Origin of the sequence: Mesorhizobium sp. M8A.F.Ca.ET.181.01.1.1 (assembly GCF_004792025.1) — a bacterium.
Taxonomy (GTDB): Bacteria; Pseudomonadota; Alphaproteobacteria; order Rhizobiales; family Rhizobiaceae; genus Mesorhizobium.
The window spans coordinates 628,489-644,621 of sequence record NZ_SRTV01000002.1 but is presented as its reverse complement, the minus strand read 5'-3'; the positions used below and the strand labels follow the sequence as shown (position 1 = coordinate 644,621).

19 protein-coding genes are annotated in these 16,133 nt (G+C 62.8%); 10 read left to right on the top strand and 9 right to left on the bottom strand.

Annotation, left to right across the window (positions count from 1 at the left end):
* The first annotated feature begins 3 nt into the window (after nucleotides 1-3).
* Genes EN824_RS11515 through EN824_RS11505 form a run of 3 tightly spaced genes read left to right on the top strand, consistent with a single transcriptional unit; the run spans nucleotide 4 to nucleotide 1,722 of the window.
* Complete coding sequence (locus EN824_RS11515) at nucleotides 4-669, top strand: glutathione S-transferase family protein (protein WP_135932266.1); 666 nt, start codon at nucleotides 4-6, stop codon at nucleotides 667-669.
* Nucleotides 666-1,073 (top strand): hypothetical protein, encoded by a 408-nt coding sequence (locus tag EN824_RS11510; RefSeq protein ID WP_135880197.1) that lies wholly within the window; start codon nucleotides 666-668, stop codon nucleotides 1,071-1,073. The genes EN824_RS11515 and EN824_RS11510 overlap by 4 nt, the downstream gene beginning before the upstream one ends.
* Nucleotides 1,074-1,080: 7 nt before the next feature.
* Nucleotides 1,081-1,722, top strand: a complete 642-nt coding sequence (locus EN824_RS11505; protein ID WP_135880196.1) for a Pr6Pr family membrane protein — start codon at nucleotides 1,081-1,083, stop codon at nucleotides 1,720-1,722.
* 8 nt (nucleotides 1,723-1,730) lie between these two features.
* Here the strand turns inward: EN824_RS11505 and EN824_RS11500 are convergent, their stop codons facing one another.
* Entirely contained in the window at nucleotides 1,731-1,982 is a 252-nt protein-coding gene (locus EN824_RS11500; protein ID WP_127279750.1) for a DUF1127 domain-containing protein, read from the bottom strand.
* Nucleotides 1,983-2,075: 93 nt separating this feature from the next.
* Between EN824_RS11500 and EN824_RS11495 the strand changes: the two genes are divergently transcribed.
* The gene (locus EN824_RS11495; protein ID WP_127279751.1) at nucleotides 2,076-3,485 is read left to right on the top strand and encodes a PLP-dependent aminotransferase family protein; all 1,410 of its coding nucleotides are present in this window, start codon (nucleotides 2,076-2,078) and stop codon (nucleotides 3,483-3,485) included.
* A gap of 77 nt (nucleotides 3,486-3,562) precedes the next feature.
* On the opposite strand, the gene EN824_RS35195 is transcribed toward EN824_RS11495, so the two are convergent.
* Entirely contained in the window at nucleotides 3,563-3,727 is a 165-nt protein-coding gene (locus EN824_RS35195; protein WP_167531216.1) for a hypothetical protein, read from the bottom strand.
* A gap of 232 nt (nucleotides 3,728-3,959) precedes the next feature.
* Here EN824_RS35195 and purL point away from each other — a divergent pair, with 232 nt between their 5' ends.
* The 5 genes from purL to EN824_RS11470 all read left to right on the top strand — a co-directional run bounded on the left by purL (nucleotide 3,960) and on the right by EN824_RS11470 (nucleotide 9,040).
* Nucleotides 3,960-6,191, top strand: a complete 2,232-nt coding sequence (purL, locus tag EN824_RS11490) for a phosphoribosylformylglycinamidine synthase subunit PurL (RefSeq protein ID WP_127869555.1) — start codon at nucleotides 3,960-3,962, stop codon at nucleotides 6,189-6,191.
* A gap of 20 nt (nucleotides 6,192-6,211) precedes the next feature.
* Nucleotides 6,212-6,763 carry a hypothetical protein gene (locus EN824_RS11485; protein ID WP_245464455.1) on the top strand — a complete coding sequence of 184 codons (552 nt, stop codon included), beginning with the start codon at nucleotides 6,212-6,214 and terminating at the stop codon, nucleotides 6,761-6,763.
* Between the two features lie 122 nt (nucleotides 6,764-6,885).
* Nucleotides 6,886-7,119, top strand: a complete 234-nt coding sequence (locus EN824_RS11480; RefSeq protein ID WP_015318146.1) for a BolA family transcriptional regulator — start codon at nucleotides 6,886-6,888, stop codon at nucleotides 7,117-7,119.
* A gap of 151 nt (nucleotides 7,120-7,270) precedes the next feature.
* Nucleotides 7,271-7,606: a Grx4 family monothiol glutaredoxin gene (grxD, locus tag EN824_RS11475; RefSeq protein WP_013895877.1), complete on the top strand. Its 336-nt coding sequence runs from the start codon at nucleotides 7,271-7,273 to the stop codon at nucleotides 7,604-7,606.
* Nucleotides 7,607-7,816: 210 nt separating this feature from the next.
* A complete protein-coding gene (locus EN824_RS11470) occupies nucleotides 7,817-9,040 on the top strand; it encodes a multidrug effflux MFS transporter (protein WP_189343646.1) in 1,224 nt (407 codons plus the stop codon).
* An 18-nt stretch (nucleotides 9,041-9,058) separates the two neighbouring features.
* Here the strand turns inward: EN824_RS11470 and EN824_RS11465 are convergent, their stop codons facing one another.
* From EN824_RS11465 to EN824_RS11440, 5 genes are all read right to left on the bottom strand, one after another.
* The gene (locus EN824_RS11465; protein WP_127869556.1) at nucleotides 9,059-9,457 is read right to left on the bottom strand and encodes a cell envelope integrity protein TolA; all 399 of its coding nucleotides are present in this window, start codon (nucleotides 9,455-9,457) and stop codon (nucleotides 9,059-9,061) included.
* 69 nt (nucleotides 9,458-9,526) lie between these two features.
* Nucleotides 9,527-10,354, bottom strand: coding sequence for an inositol monophosphatase family protein (locus tag EN824_RS11460; RefSeq protein WP_127281100.1), 828 nt, complete (start codon nucleotides 10,352-10,354; stop codon nucleotides 9,527-9,529).
* Nucleotides 10,344-11,231 (bottom strand): tRNA 2-thiocytidine(32) synthetase TtcA, encoded by an 888-nt coding sequence (gene ttcA / locus EN824_RS11455; protein WP_127869557.1) that lies wholly within the window; start codon nucleotides 11,229-11,231, stop codon nucleotides 10,344-10,346. The genes EN824_RS11460 and ttcA overlap by 11 nt, the downstream gene beginning before the upstream one ends.
* Before the next feature lie 134 nt (nucleotides 11,232-11,365).
* Nucleotides 11,366-11,983, bottom strand: a complete 618-nt coding sequence (gene rpsD, locus EN824_RS11450; protein ID WP_013895883.1) for a 30S ribosomal protein S4 — start codon at nucleotides 11,981-11,983, stop codon at nucleotides 11,366-11,368.
* A gap of 655 nt (nucleotides 11,984-12,638) precedes the next feature.
* The gene (locus EN824_RS11440) at nucleotides 12,639-12,821 is read right to left on the bottom strand and encodes a DUF3008 family protein (protein ID WP_015318153.1); all 183 of its coding nucleotides are present in this window, start codon (nucleotides 12,819-12,821) and stop codon (nucleotides 12,639-12,641) included.
* Nucleotides 12,822-12,981: 160 nt separating this feature from the next.
* Here EN824_RS11440 and EN824_RS11435 point away from each other — a divergent pair, with 160 nt between their 5' ends.
* Nucleotides 12,982-14,364 (top strand): RNB domain-containing ribonuclease, encoded by a 1,383-nt coding sequence (locus EN824_RS11435; RefSeq protein ID WP_135918704.1) that lies wholly within the window; start codon nucleotides 12,982-12,984, stop codon nucleotides 14,362-14,364.
* Nucleotides 14,365-14,385: 21 nt separating this feature from the next.
* Here EN824_RS11435 and murI read toward each other — a convergent pair whose 3' ends face one another.
* Together murI and EN824_RS11425 are read right to left on the bottom strand one after the other, a co-directional pair.
* Entirely contained in the window at nucleotides 14,386-15,174 is a 789-nt protein-coding gene (murI, locus tag EN824_RS11430) for a glutamate racemase (protein WP_127279224.1), read from the bottom strand.
* Entirely contained in the window at nucleotides 15,167-16,087 is a 921-nt protein-coding gene (locus tag EN824_RS11425) for an RNA methyltransferase (protein WP_135918705.1), read from the bottom strand. The genes murI and EN824_RS11425 overlap by 8 nt, the downstream gene beginning before the upstream one ends.
* Nucleotides 16,088-16,133: the final 46 nt, after the last annotated feature.

The window sequence follows — 16,133 nt, the reverse complement described above, 5'->3', positions numbered from 1 at the left end:
GTCATGAAACTCTATTCGCGGCCGTTGTCGCCCTACTCGTCGATCGTGCGCGCACTGGCCTATATCAAGGACGTGCCGCTCAAGATCATCGCGCCGCCGCCGGGTTTTCCGATCCCCGAAGAGTTTCGGGCCATCTCGCCGATGAACCGCATTCCGGTGCTGATCACCGGCTCGGGCGAAACCATCTTCGAATCGGTGGTCATCGCCGAATATCTCGAGGAGCGGTTTCCGGAACCGGCGCTGTTGCCGCCCGATTCCAAGGACCGCGCGCTGGTGCGCATGTTCGCCCGCATCACCGACCTCGACGTGTTGACGCCGACAATGAAGCTTTTCGAGCTGCATTTCATGCCGAAGCGCAACAATGCCGAGATCGAAGCCCAATTCGCCCGTCTCCACCATGGGCTGGCGGCCATCGAGGCGCGGATGGCGCAAGGCCCCTTCGCGCTCGGCAGCGACATCAGCTTTGCCGATGCCTGGCTGACGCCGACGCGGTTCATCTTCAACAATTTCCGCGCCATGACAGGTCGCCACGACCTGCTCGACGCCTATCCCAAATTCGATGCCTATGAGCAGATCGCCTCGCAGCATCCCGCATTGTCCAGGGTATGGGGCGAGATGACAGACGGCCTGAAGATCTTCCTGTCCGAACTCGAGATGGGTGCCGCTTGATCAAGAGCAAGACGGTCGCCTTCGTCGCCGCGGCAGGCTTTGCCCTGGCATCGTGCCAATCGACCCCGAAGAGCACGCCTGTGCCCTCGGGCAAGAGTGCTGCGCTGCTGGCCATGGAACAGGTCGCGATAGCAGCCCACAAATGCTGGATCGCCAGCAAGGATCCGGCCTTCAAGCAGTATCAGATGGCCAATGAGCTGAACTCGTTCAGCGGCACGCCGCGCTTCCTTCTGGTGCCGGCCAAGCACTATGGCGGCAAACCGTTGCTGGTCGTGCAGGCGCAGGGGAATTCAAGCCGTGTCGACGTCTTCGGACCGTTGATGAACGACCCGCTCGGCGCCCGCATCAGTTCTGATATCGCGCGCTGGCAGGCGGGCAATCCGACCTGCGCAGCCACCGCTTGAGCCAGCCATGGGCCGGTTCCTGCAGATCGCGGGATTGGTTGTTGGCCTGATCGCGCTCGTCCTGCAGTTCTCGATCACCATTCCGGCGTCGATGGAAGCGGGCCGCGGCCTGCTCGACTCGATCGTGTTCTATTTCAGCTTCTTCACCATCCTGACCAACATTGGCGCCGTGCTGGTCCACATCTCGCTGTTGTCATCCAGCGGCTATGCCTGGCTGCCTGCCTTTGCCGGCCCCCGGATGCGCGCGTGCGTCGCGGTCTCGATCACCCTGGTCTTCATCGTCTATGCCACGGTACTGGCGCGGCTCTGGCAGCCGCAGGGCCTGTTCCTGCTCTGCGACGTCCTGCTGCACTATGTGACGCCGGTGCTGTTCGTGCTGTGGTGGCTGATATCAGGCGCCGACGGCAGAACGCGATGGAGCGACGTCTCCTGGTGGGTTGTCTATCCCATCGCCTATCTGGTCTATTCGCTGGCGCGGGCGCCGCTGGCGGGCGAGGTGCCCTACCCCTTCCTCGATATCGCCAAGAACGGCGTCGGGAGCGTCACTGTCGCGGCGCTCGCCATCACCGCGCTGTTCCTGGTGATATGCGTCGTCGCCGTTTTCGTCGATCACGGTGTCGGGCGCCTCAGGAGAAAAGGCCACCGATAGACCGGTCGCTATTCCCACAGCGGCTTGATGCCCTCGCGGTGGGCGTCGCAGCGCGAGATGCCGATGTCCTTGAGCTGATCGTCGGTCATCTCCAGCAATGCCAGCCGGCCGCGCCGGCGCTCCAGCAGATGGCCGATCCATTTCGCCAGCGACCTGACCACTTGCACAAGCCGGCTGGCGAAGCCGCGCTGCCCGGACGGGCGGGTCGGCTGGCCGAGCAATTCGGTTGCCGAGTGGCGGAATGTTGCGATTGTATCCATTTTCTTTCTGCCAAAATTATCGATTGCACCCTTTTTAGTGCCTCATTGATATGTATTGACTCCCGAAACGGTGCAATATAGAAAATTGTCACCATGACAAATTGGATTCCAGATCTCACGGGTTCAGGTCCGCTGTATCAGCGCCTCGCGGATTCCATCGAGGCGGATATCGACCGGGGAGTGATCGGCGCGGGGGCAAAACTGCCGCCACAGCGCGATCTCGCCTACGACATCGGCGCCACTGTCGGCACGGTCGGTCGGGCCTATCAATTGCTGCGTGAGCGCGGCCTCGTCAGTGGCGAGGTCGGACGGGGGACCTATGTGCTCGGCGAAAACATTGCCATTACAAAGCCAGAGGCGCCCGACGCCAGCGTCGAAGGAACGCGTTATGTCGACGCCCCCAAGGACAAGCTGCGGTTCGACAGCACGGCAGCCCCCGACATTGGCCAGGGCGCCATTGTCGCCGACGTGCTCTCGCGTGCCGCGCAGGACCATCCGCATGAGATTTCGAGCTACACGCGCGATTTTCCTGATCGCTGGTACGAAGCCGGCGCCCGGTGGCTGTCACGAAACTCCTTCCGGCCAACGACCGATACAATCGTCCCCACCCTCGGCACCCATGCCGCGGTGATGGCCGCGATCGCGGCCCTGACCACGCCCGGCGACTATGTCGCCTTCGAGCACCTCACCTACTCGCAAATTTCCCGCAGCGCCGGCCTGATCGGCCGGCGCACCGCGCTGGTGGCATCGGACGATGAAGGCCTCGATCCGGCGGATTTCGAACGCGTCTGCGCACAAAAGCACCCCAAGATGGTCTTTCTGATGCCGACGGCGCAGAATCCGACCCTGGTGACCTTGTCACCGGCGCGCCGCGAGGCCATCGCGCGTGTCGCCCGTGAATACAACGTCATCCTGATCGAGGATGACCTCTACGGCCATCTGACCGACGATCCGACACCGCTGCTTGCCGAATTTGCGCCCGAACGCACCATCATTGCCGGCGGCCTGTCGAAATCGGTCGCCGCCGGTCTGCGTGGCGGCTGGCTGTCCTGCCCGCCCGCCTATCGCCATCGCATCCGCGTCGCCCACAAGATGATGACCGGCGGCATGCCGTTCCTGTTGGCGGAGGTGAATGCCCGGCTGGTGCTTTCCGGCCAGGCCAGCGAAATCCGCAAACGCAGCATCGCGGAGATCGGCGCCCGCATGTCCATTGTGCGCGAAAGCTTGGCAGGCTTCTCATTCAAATCGCACGACAAAGTTCCGTTCGTCTGGCTCACCCTGCCCGATCCCTGGCTTTCCGGCACGTTCAAGAATGCCTGTCTCGAGCACGGCGTGCTGATCGACGACGAGGATGAGTTCAAGGCGGGGCGCTCGGAGCGGGTTTTCCATGGGGTGCGCTTCGGCGTTTCGCAGCCGAGGCGGCGCGAGGATATTGCCGGCGGCGTCGCGGTAATCAGGCGGCTGCTGGACGAGGGCCGCGCGGGCTACGACAGTTTTTCCTGAACCTTTCGCGGCCACCCGCCCTGCTTGCCTCAATATGCCGCCCTGCGAAACCGGGACTTGTCAGCACCGGACCCGGATCAGCCTTCGGCCTTGAAGTTCTTGGCTTCCTTCTCGGCCTTGTCCTTGCCGTGCTTCTCAGCCAATTCCTTGGCCTGCCGGGGCGAAACGTCGGTGGTCTCCGCGATATGGAGGGCCTCCTTGTCCGAGAGGCGATTGTCGTTCTTGCCTTGCTTGGTAGCCATCGTGCTGTCTCCTGGGTGATAGGGACCTAACGGCTGGGACATCATGGCGTTCCCCATTTGACTTTGCAGGGCTGCAATAGCTGGCGGCGTCTTTCGTCGCGTACGAAAGACCCATCGGGGTCATCACCCTGTTGCTTTCTGCCTTTTTCCTCCGCCGACGGGTGTATCGGCCGCAAAGCTTGCGATAAGAGGAGACTCAAAATCCCTGCTCCATGGACATAAATCGCCGCCCATGACCATTTCCAATTCCGTACCGATCACATCAGAGCTCATCGCCGCGCATGGGCTGAAGCCCGACGAATATCAGCGCATCCTCGACCTCGTCGGACGCGAACCGAGCTTTACCGAACTCGGCATCTTCTCGGCGATGTGGAACGAGCACTGCTCCTACAAATCCTCGAAGAAATGGCTGCGCACCTTGCCGACCACAGGTCCGCAGGTCATCCAGGGCCCGGGCGAGAATGCGGGCGTGGTCGACATCGGCGACGGCGACTGCGTCGTCTTCAAGATGGAAAGCCACAATCACCCCTCCTTCATCGAGCCCTATCAGGGTGCGGCGACCGGCGTCGGCGGCATCTTGCGCGATGTCTTCACCATGGGCGCGCGGCCGATCGCGGCGATGAACGCGCTGCGCTTCGGTGCTCCCGACCATCCCAAGACCAGGCATCTCGTCGCCGGCGTGGTTTCGGGCGTCGGCGGCTACGGCAATTCCTTCGGCGTGCCGACGGTTGGCGGCGAGGTCAATTTCGACGCCCGCTACAACGGCAACATCCTGGTCAACGCCTTCGCCGCAGGCCTTGCCAAGACCAATGCCATTTTCCTGTCCGAAGCCAAGGGCGTCGGCCTGCCTGTCGTCTACCTCGGCGCCAAGACCGGCCGCGACGGTGTCGGCGGCGCCACCATGGCGTCGGCCGAGTTCGACGACAAGATCGACGAGAAGCGCCCGACAGTGCAGGTCGGCGACCCCTTCACCGAAAAATGCCTGTTGGAGGCCTGCCTCGAACTGATGGCCTCGGGCGCCGTCATCGCCATCCAGGACATGGGTGCGGCCGGCCTTACCTGTTCTGCCGTCGAAATGGGTGCCAAGGGCGACCTCGGCATCGAGCTCGACCTCGACAAGGTGCCGGTGCGCGAAGAGCGTATGAGCGCCTACGAGATGATGCTGTCGGAAAGTCAGGAACGCATGCTGATGGTGCTGCGTCCCGAAAAGGAAAAGGAAGCCGAGGCGATCTTCCACAAGTGGGGCCTCGACTTCGCCATCGTCGGCAAGACCACCGACGATCTGCGCTTCCGCGTGCGGCACCAGGGCGACGAGGTCGCCGACCTGCCGATCAAGGACCTTGGCGACAAAGCACCGGAATACGATCGTCCGTGGGTCGAGCCGAAGAAGCGGGCGCCGTTTGCCGCCAACGATATCCCGCAGGCCGATCTCGCCGATGCGCTGTTGAAGTTGCTCGGCGGACCGGACCTGTCGTCACGCCGCTGGGTGTGGGAACAGTACGACACGCTGATCCAGGGCAATTCGCTGCAGCTTCCTGGCGGGGATGCCGGCGTGGTGCGGGTCGAGGGCCATCCGACCAAGGCGCTGGCTTTCTCCTCCGACGTGACGCCGCGCTATTGCGAGGCCGACCCTTATGAGGGCGGCAAGCAGGCGGTGGCCGAATGCTGGCGCAACCTGACCGCCACCGGCGCGCTGCCGCTCGCCGCCACCGACAATCTCAATTTCGGCAATCCCGAACGGCCGGAGATCATGGGCCAGCTGGTCGGCGCCGTGAAAGGCATCGGCGATGCCTGCCGGGCGCTCGGCTTCCCGATCGTGTCCGGCAACGTCTCGCTCTACAACGAAACCAACGGCCAGGGCATCCTGCCGACACCGACCATCGGCGGCGTCGGCCTGATATCGGACTGGTCGAAGATGGCGCGGATCGGCTTTGCGGCGGAAGGCCAGATGATCCTGCTGGTCGGCGCGCCGGCTTCCTGGGGCACGCATCTTGGCCAGTCGGCCTATCTCAGGGATATCCACGGCCGCAACGATGGCCCGCCGCCTCCGGTCGATCTCGAGCACGAGAAGCGCGTCGGTGACCATGTGCGTTCGCTGATCGCGTCCGGCATCGTCACGGCGGCACATGACGTCTCAGACGGCGGCATTGCGGTGGCCTTGGCCGAAATGGCGATGGCGTCCGGCATCGGCGCGACCGTTCCCGGGCTTGTCGGCACCGATCCGATCCCGGTCTGGTTCGGCGAAGACCAGGGCCGCTATCTCCTGACGCTGTCGATCGATCCGCATGGCGATGAATGGGATGCTATCCGCAAGCAGCAGGGCGAACTCGGCATCTTCGCGCCGTGGATCGGCTCGACGGGAGGCAACGCGCTGAAGCTCGGCGATGCCAGGGCAATCCCGGTCAGCGATCTGACCGCCGCCCATGAAGGCTGGTTCCCCCGCTTCATGGACCAGGCCAGTTGACGAGAGCATGATCCCGAAAAGTGGAAACCGGTTTTCGGAAGAAGATCCTGCTCAATCATAAGAAACTGGCCGTACGGGCGCTGCTTGCAGTCGTCTTCTGGCCGTCGCTGTTCTTCTTCTGGTGCCTCGGGCCGTTCGTCTTCTTCCTGCTGTCGACGACCTCGAGTGAGGTTTGTACCAGGCTGGAAACACGCGCGGAGTTTCTGGCCGCGGCCAATGATACGCTTCCGATGCTTGTCCTGCAGAACCTCATCTATGGGGTTCCGATCGTCTGCCTGGTGCTCTGGAACCGGCTGCTGCCGGAGCCAACGCGGGCAAGGCACGTCGTCACCTGCATCAAGCTTTTCGCCGTCTCGGCTGTTTTGGGAGCCTTGTGGGAGTATGGGTCTTCGCTTGTCTGCGATGGTTACGGCCAGCCGTTCTTCTCGTCAGCCTGGCAAATGACCAGCTATCTGCCGATTGCCAACCTGGCGGTCAACATCCCGCTCTACGTGCTGGTCTTCAGCCTCGGCCGTGCCTTTTCGATGCGCGAGGACGAGCCGGCGCAGGGACCGGGCGAAACCATCTCCTGAGCACCAACAGAACGGACACTGGACGGAACCGCTTCAATCCGGATTGGAAAGGCTCTAGGCTTGGCCGACTCTCATCGCACGGGCCGCCGCGCCGCCGCCCTCCCGAAACAGGAAATTCTGCAATGGCAATGGACGCGCACGACATCGAAAAACTGATCAAGGACGGCATCCCGGACGCTCGCGTGACGATCCGCGACCTCGCCGGCGATGGCGACCATTACGCGGCCGAAGTGGTGGCCGAGAGCTTTCGGGGAAAAAGCCGCGTTCAGCAGCACCAGATGGTCTATGACGCGCTGAAGGGCAATATGGGTGGCGTACTGCACGCGCTGGCGCTGCAGACCAGCGTTCCCGACTGAGGCATTTCCCGCCGACACGCTTGGCCCAAAACGGCCCATTCTTTGCGCCATTCGGGTGATGGCATGGCTAAAGTCTTGTTTCGGGCAACCTATGGGTTTATTTGAAAGACATGCTTCGAGCCTGACTCCCACGGGCGTGAAAGGATATTCCATGAGCGGTATCAACGACTACATCGACAATGAAGTGAAGGGCAACGACGTCGTCCTTTTCATGAAGGGCACGCCCGGCTTTCCGCAATGCGGGTTTTCCGGCCAGGTCGTCCAGATCCTCGACTATATCGGCGCCGACTACAAAGGCGTGAACGTCCTGGATTCCGCCGAATTGCGCCAGGGCATCAAGGACTATTCCAACTGGCCGACGATCCCGCAGCTCTACGTCAAGGGCGAATTCGTCGGCGGCTGCGATATCATCCGCGAAATGTTCCAGGCTGGCGAATTGCAGACCTTCCTCGTCGAGAAGGGCGTGAGCGTCAAAGGCGCCGCCTGACTTCGGTTTGGGCCATGTCGATATCGACATGCCCCCGACCACCAGGGCTGCCCCACCCCGGCAGTTTTTACATCCCGGATTCCGGGATCAGCACGAGCCAATGCGCCGGCCCGCCGGCGCGTTTTCGTTTGAGAGATCGGACTTGCCGTGGACCAGCAGAAATCAGCGCCGCAAGGGGCAAGCACCTTGCCCGGGGCAAGCCAATTGCCCATTCCGCGCTGGGAGTTCATCGCGCTCTGCGCGGCGCTGATGGCGCTCAATTCGCTGGCTATCGACATCATGCTGCCGGCGCTGCAGCAGATCGGCGCCTCGCTCGGCGTCGAGAATGAAAACCACAGGCAATATGTGGTCACCGCCTACATACTGGGTTTCGGCGGCGGCCAGTTGTTCTTCGGGCCGATCTCGGACCGTTACGGGCGCCGTTCGCCGCTCGTCGCCGGCCTGATCATCTACGTGGCGGCCGCCGCCGCGGCCGCAATCGCGCCGAGCTTCGAGACACTTTTGATATGCCGCGCCGTGCAAGGCATCGGCGCGGCCGCCACGCGCGTGATCGCGGTCTCGATCGTGCGCGATACATTCGACGGCCGGCGTATGGCCGAAGTCATGTCGCTGATCTTCATGGTGTTCATGGCCATTCCGGTCGTGGCGCCAGGCATTGGCCAGTTCATCATGCTGTTCGCGACCTGGCACTGGATCTTCGTCACCATGGCCGTCGGCGCGCTGGTCGTGTCGGCATGGTCGCTGCTGCGCCTGCCCGAGACGCTGCATCCCGAGTATCGCCGGCCACTGACGGTTTCCTCCATTCTCGGAGGCTTCCGCATCGTGCTCACCAACCGCATCGCGCTCTGCTATGCCTTCGCCAGCACGTTCATCTTCGGCGCCATGTTCGGCTTCATCGCCTCGGCGCAGCAGATCTATGTCAACATCTTCAACGTCGGCGAGATGTTTCCCGTCATCTTCGCCGGTGTCGCCGGCGTGCTCGCCTTCTCCAACTATCTCAACTCGCGCCTCGTCGGACGTATCGGCATGCGCCGCCTGTCGCAAGGCGCGCTGCTGCTGTTTCTGGTGATCAGCCTGGCCTGGCTCGTGGTTTCACTGGAAATGAAGATGCCGCTCTGGCTGTTCATCACTTTCTTTGCCGGTGCCATGCTGCCGTTTGGCTGCCTAGGCGCGAATTTCAACGCGTTGGCCATGGAGCCGCTCGGCCAACTGGCCGGCACGGCGTCGTCCATTCTGGGTTTCATGCAGACGTTTCTCGGCGGCATTCTCGGCACGCTGATCGGCCAGGCTTTCAACGGCACGGTGACGCCGCTGGCCGCCGGCTTCTGTAGCGTCTCCGTCGCGGCGCTGCTGATGATCCTGATTGCCGAGCGCGGCAAGATGTTCCAGCCGCAGAACGCACCCGTCTCAGGGCACGTCACCGACCTGCACTGACTTGTCGTTTGCGGGTGGTCAGGATGTACCTTCGAGCGACGCCGTGAAGCGAGGAGAAAGCATCCGCCCCGCGATCGCTCCACCCATGCCATCTGAAAAGGGCAACGGCAAATCGTCGTCGAGCGCCTTGAGGATGGATGCCACGAAGGCCCGGCCGAGCTGGGAATCGGTTCCCAGGTCGGAATAGGTGGCACGAGGCTTGCCGATCAGGGTGCCGTTGCGGCGGAGCGAGAACCGCAGCGTCAAGGACATGCCCGCGGTTCCTGGCGGCGGCCGCCAGCATGCATAGATGGCGTCCGACATCTCCTTGATGGTGTCGATGGGATCGGTGCTACGGCAGGGATGCTCTTGCGAGAGTGCCCCGTTGCAATTCGCAAACAAGGCAAGTGCCGCAAAAACCGCGAACCGACGTTTCATTCGGGAGCCTCCGCCAAACGCACCGATTCAACCCGCACAACCCAACAGTTCAAGCCACAGGAATTGATCCTATTCCGCCCACAATTCGTGGCGCAGGTCCTGCCAGCTGTCCTGGTCCGGTGCGACAAGCAGACCGCCGTCGACATGGGACGGCAGATAGGCGCTGCCGTCGATGCGCGCGGCATGGCCGCCGGCTTCCTGGTGGATCAGCACGCCGGGCAGATGATCCCAGGGCATCAGCTTGTTGTAGACGACAAAATGCGCATGTCCGCTGGCCAGCAAGCGATATTCGTGGGCGGCGCAGCGATAGCCGAATTGCGACAGTGCCTTGGTCTGGTTACGAGCGAGGCGTGAGCGCTCCGGCTCGTCGAGATATTGCCAGGATACCGCGCCCGTCATTTGCGAGATCGGCACGGGCGCCGCTACATGCACTTTCTCCAGGCTGCCATGGGCATGCCTGATATGGCTGCCGGCGCCTTTGGCGGCGATGAGCCAATCCTTGCCGACCGGATCATGGATGATGCCCGCGACCGTCTCGCCCCTGACCACGACCGCCAGCATGACGCCGAACAGCGGCACGCCGGATGCGAAATTGAAGGTGCCGTCCACCGGATCGACGGTGAATGCCAATTCGGCATCGCCCAAGCCATCGAGCAGCGCCGGATTGTCGGAGCAGGCCTCCTCGCCCACGACCATGGCCGACGGATAGCGCTCGCGCAGCCTGGCGGTGATCAGCCGCTCGGCGTTGACATCGGCTTCCGTCACCAGATCGGCGGCGGAAGTCTTCTGCCTGATATCGCCATCGCCCAATCGGCGAAAGCGCGGCATGATTTCAGCGTGGGCTGCCTCGGCCAGAATCCCGGCCAGCCAGTCGATGGCGGTATCGTCAAATGTCATCGGAAATGTCTTGCCTGATCGCGAGGGTTTCATTGAGGGCGGCGAAATCGAACAGCTTTCGGTCGAGCAAATGCGACGGCCTGGTGTTGGACAGGGCGCGGATCATCGTGTCCTTGCGACCAGGCATGCGCTTTTCGATGTCCTCGAGCATCGCCTTCATGGCGTTGCGCTGCAGCCCTTCCTGGCTGCCGCAGAGATCGCAAGGGATGATCGGGAATCGCATCGCGGCGGCGAATTTTTCCAGATCGACCTCGGCGCAGTAGCTCAGCGGCCGCAACACCATGACGTCGCCGTCGTCGTTGAGCAGTTTTGGCGGCATGGCGGCAAGCCGACCACCGTGGAACAGGTTCATGAAGAAGGTTTCGAGGATGTCCTCGCGATGATGGCCGAGCACCAGCGCCGAACAGCCCTCCTCGCGGGCGATCCTGTAGAGATGGCCGCGCCGCAGCCGCGAGCAGAGCGAGCAATAGGTGCTGCCTTCGGGGAGCTTGTCGGTGACGACCGAATAGGTGTCCCGGTATTCTATCCGATGCGCGATGCCGTTGGCGTCGAGATAATCGGGCAGGATATTCTTTGGAAAATTCGGCTGGCCCTGATCGAGATTGCAGGCCAGCAATTCGACCGGCAGCAGCCCGCGCCATTTCATGTCGAGCAGCAAGGCGAGCAGACCGTAAGAATCCTTGCCGCCCGACAGCGCCACCAGCCAGCGCTCGCCGGGCTTCACCATCGAAAAGTCCTCGATCGCCTGGCGGGTCTGCCGCAGCAGCCGCTTGCGCAATTTGTTGAACTCGACCGACGACGGCACCTCGGCGAACAGCGGATGGGAGCCGCCTTCGGCGGCTGGTTCAAGCGTTTCGATGTCTGGCTGCATGTTCATGGCACGGCGGCCCCTGAATGTGACTTCCGCCCGGATTAGCGCATCGGCCGCAAAATCGAAACGGCAAAGCGGATGCCCGAAACAAAAAGGCCGCCTCGAAGGCGGCCTTTCCGATATCGCAGAAAGACGTTCGCTTAGCGCGAATAGAATTCGACGACCAGGTTCGGTTCCATCTGCACGGCGAACGGAACGTCCGCGAGGCCGGGGATGCGCGAGAAGGTCGCGACCATCTTGTTGTGATCGGCTTCGATGTAGTCCGGCACGTCGCGCTCGGCGAGGCCCACCGATTCGAGGACGATGACCAGCTGCTTGGACTTTTCGCGCACTTCGACGACATCGCCCGGCTTGCAGCGGTACGAGCCGATGTTGACGCGCTTGCCGTTGACGTTGACGTGGCCGTGGTTGACGAACTGGCGGGCGGCGAAGATGGTCGGCACGAACTTGGCGCGGTAGACGACCGCGTCCAGACGCGACTCGAGCAGGCCGATCAGGTTCTCGGAGGTGTCGCCCTTGCGGCGATCGGCCTCTTCATAGACCTTGCGGAACTGCTTTTCCGAAACGTCGCCATAGTGACCCTTCAGCTTTTGCTTGGCGCGCAGCTGCAGGCCGAAGTCGGAAAGCTTGCCCTTGCGGCGCTGGCCATGCTGGCCGGGGCCGTATTCACGCTTGTTGACCGGGGACTTCGGGCGGCCCCAGATATTTTCGCCGAGACGGCGGTCGATCTTGTATTTCGCGGATTCGCGCTTGCTCATCGCATTCCCTTTTCAAAACGACACACCCGGCACCTCATGGTCCGGGTGAAGGAAACGCGCCCTCCTCTGGCCTCCGTTTTCGAGACCTGACAGGATTTTCCCACGCAACGCGGCGGAAAACCCACGGGACACGTCAGTTCAAACAAGATCGGAAACAGCTATCGTGACAGATCTTGCGTATACAAAACAAACACCGGACATCGCTGCCCGGCGTTGGCGGCTGATTAAACCGAGATTTAACCGATGTCAAGTTCGTGAGTGGCGCGGCGCGGCGCAAACAGTATAGCGTTCAAGGCGTTGATGCGATGCCGGATGTGGCGGGAGGTTTTGCGCCAGCGGCACCAGGAAAGGACTGGAGCTAGAGAGCCTGATTGCATGAAGAAGTTCTTCCTTACCCTGGCAGGTGCCGCGGTGCTTGCAGGGTCGGTGGCGGTCGGCCCGGAACGGGCATGGCGCGCCACTGGCACGGCCACAAACAGGCCCGCCGGGTCATCGTCAACAAGCGAGTGGTGTGGCGGCATGGTCATCGCAGGGTGATCGTCGAGAGAATACCCGGCTGCCACCGCTGGCAGCTGCTCCAAACAACAATCCCACGGGCAGCGCATGTCGCTGGCCCTTTTTCATTCCAAGGTAGTCGAGCTCGAAGCGCTCAAGCCTAGGATTTTTTCTCCGGTAGTCCCTTGCGCTTCGTCTCGGCGAATTCCTCGAGCTGCTTTTCATTCATCGATTCATACATGCCCTTGGAAGCGCCTTTGAGCTCGCTTTTCTTGGTCTCGCCGCGCTTGGCGGAGAGTGCGGCGCCGGCGGCCTTCTGCTGGGCTTTCGAGGTGGCTGGCATGGCGAGGTCTCCTTTTGCTGTCAGGAGAAACGCCGCGCTTCGGCGGCGGTTCCAGCGCCAATGGCTCATTCCCGATCCGCTCGGCGCCAGCCGATGGACGCCCTTGGCGATTTTCGTTGGCAGCCTTCCCGTGTCCGGAACCCCAGTGTAGGACGGCTGAATGAAATCTCTGACCGATCCCTCACAGGCTCTCTCCACTGGCCTGGCGAAAATCCGCACCGAATTGCACGTGCCGGCTGGATTTCCGGCTGATGTCGTTGCCGCAGCGGATGCGGCGGCCAAACGTGTGCCCGACCAGCATGCCGATCGAAGGGCGATGCCCTTTGTCACGCTCGACCCGGCTGCCTCCACCGATCTTGATCAAGCATTCTCGATCGAGGCGAGCGGCAGTGATCTTCTGCTGCATTATGCCATTGCCGACGTGGCCTGGTTCGTCGAGGACGGCGACACGGTGGATCTCGAAGCCTGGACGCGGGGCGAGACACTTTACTTGCCGGACGGCAAGGCCGGGCTCTACCCGCCGGTGATTGCCGAGGGTGCGGCAAGCCTGTTGCCTGATGGACCGCGTCCAGCTGTCATCTTCACGGTTCGGGTTGCGCAGGATGGTGCGACGAAGCTGGACGGCGCGGAGCGGGCAATCATTCAAAGCCGCGCCAAGCTCGCCTATGACAGCGTGAAGGCTTCCGACGTTCCGGCCGGCTTTGCCGAAATGGCGCGGCGCATGGCAATGAACGAAAAGCGTCGCGGGGCTTCCCGCGTCGATCCACCCGAGCAGGAGGTGGAAAGGCTTGCCGATGGCACATACCGGCTTTCGTTCAGACCGCTGCTGCAATCCGAGCAGGACAATGCCGCGCTTTCGCTGGCCGCCAACATGGCGATTGCCGATGCCATGCTTGCGCATCACACCGGTTTGTTCCGGGTGATGTCGGGGCCGGATGCGTTCAAGGTTCAAAGACTGCGCAACGCGGCACAGGCTCTCGGACTGTCCTGGCCGGCCTCCACCGGTTTGCGAGACTATCAGCGAACCCTCGATCCCACCGATCCGCGACAAGCAGCGTTGATGCTGGAAATCCGCCATGCAAGCCCCGGCGCGTCCTACCAGCCCTATCAGGACGGCGTTGTCCCCTGGCATGAGGCCATGGCCGCCACCTATGCCCATGCGACAGCGCCACTCAGGCGACTTGCCGATCGCTATGTCGTGCGCTGCGCGCTGGCGATCGCCAACGGCCAGCCCGTGCCCCAGGCTGTCACGGACGCGTTCGCCAGGTTGCCGAAGGCGATGGGACGTGCCGATAGCCGCGCTTCGCAGATCAACCACGCGGCCATCGACCTTGCCGAGGCGGTCATGCTGGAGGGGCGCGAGGGTGAGACGTTCAAAGCCGTCGTCACCGACGTCGTCGACCATGGCGTGCGCGTTCAGCTTGCCGACATGCCTGTCGTTGCAAACGTAAAAGCCTCGGGGCTCAGACAGGGCGAAAATCTGAAGCTAAGGCTGGTCCTGGCTGATCCGGATCAACGCAGCATCGTCTTCGAACCTGTTTGACAGGCAGACGTTGCCCACTGTCTAGCGCACGGTCAGTCCAAAGCCCTGCATCAGGCGGCTGACGGCGAAATCCGCCTTGCCCGAGGTGAACACCGCTATATCGGGTTCGCCTTGCGGCAGCGCCCCATCGATGGGCGGCAGCAGCGAGAGGGCTCGCCGTGCGATCGCTTCGGCCGGATCGATCCAGTCGACCGGCCAGGGCGCGGTCTTGCGCATGCGATTGACCAGAAAGGGATAGTGCGTGCAGGCCAGCACGACGATATCGGTGCGCATACCGTCGCGCTCGATGAAGCATGGCGCGATCTCGGCGCGTACGGCCTCCTCGTCGACGAAGCCCTCGCGCATATAGGCTTCGGACAGGCCCGCCAACCTGTCGCTGCCGACCAGGCGGACATGGCATTTCTGCGCCCATTTGCTGATCAGGTCGCGCGTGTATTGCCGCTTCACCGTGCCCGGCGTCGCCAGCACCGAGACCAGGCCGGATCGCGTGCGCTCGGCCGCCGGCTTGACCGCAGGCACGGTGCCGACGAACGGATGACCGGGAAATCTTTCACGCAGCGCGTCGATCACCAGCGTCGAGGCGGTGTTGCAGGCGATGACCGAAATCGCCGGCGCGAAGCGGTCGAGCAATTTGGCGAACAGCTCCAGTATATGGGTCCGCAGTGCCGGCTCTTCCCAGGCGCCAAAGGGAAAAGCGGCATCGTCGGCGACATAGATGAAGCGCCGGTCGGGCATCAGGACGCGCGCCTCGCGCAGCACGGTGAGCCCGCCGACGCCGGAATCGAACATCAGGATCGGCTGGTCAGTCATTGTCTGTTCCCTTGCCGCCCAGCGGCGGCGTGTCGGTATCGTCGCCATTGGCGTCGGGGAGTTGATCAGCCGCATCCACCTTGCGAGCACGCGCGGCCGCCGCCGGCAATCGCCGGGGATCGTCGCCCGGAGAGCCGTCGCCGCGCGGCATGGCCGGCGAGAACCTGTCCAGCGACGAGATGATGCCGCGCAGCACCTTGAGCTCCGGTTCGGCAAAGCCCGCCCGCGTCAGCACGGCCCGCAGATTGTCGACCATCTTCGGCTTCTTCGGCGCAGGGCGGAAATAACCGCGCGCTTCCAATGCGCCTTCCAGATAGGCGAACAGGCCGTGCAATTCTTCCTTGCTTGCCGGCTTCATCTCCGGCCCCGAAAAATTGGTCCTGGTTTCGTCCTCCAGACCCGACTTCATCCACTCATAGGACATCAGCAAGGCCGCCTGGGCGATGTTGAGCGAGGAGAAATCCGGATCGACCGGGAAAGTGACGATTTCGTCGGCGAGGCCAACCTCGTCATTGTAGAGACCGAAGCGCTCGCGTCCGAACAGGATGCCGGTGCGCTGCCCCATTCCGTGACGGGCACGGAGCACCTTGCCCGCTTCCACCGGGCCGCGCACGGATTTGAAGCCGTCGCGCTGCCTGGCGGTGGTGGCGAAGACGAAGTTCAGGTCGGCGAGCGCCGAGGCCAGATCCTCGTAAACGGTGACGGCGTCGATGACATGGTCGGCACGGCTGGCGGCGGCGCGCGCCTTCTCACTCGGCCAGCCGTCACGCGGATTGACCAGGCGCAGCTCGACCAAGCCGAAATTGGCCATGGCGCGGGCGACCATGCCGATGTTCTCGCCGAGCTGCGGCTCGACCAGGATGATCGCCGGGCCGACGGCTGCGGGGTTAGCGGAATCTTTGGAGATGGGCATGATTGTCAATGAACTGCTGTTTGCGGCATTTCAGCGTCCCCTGCCA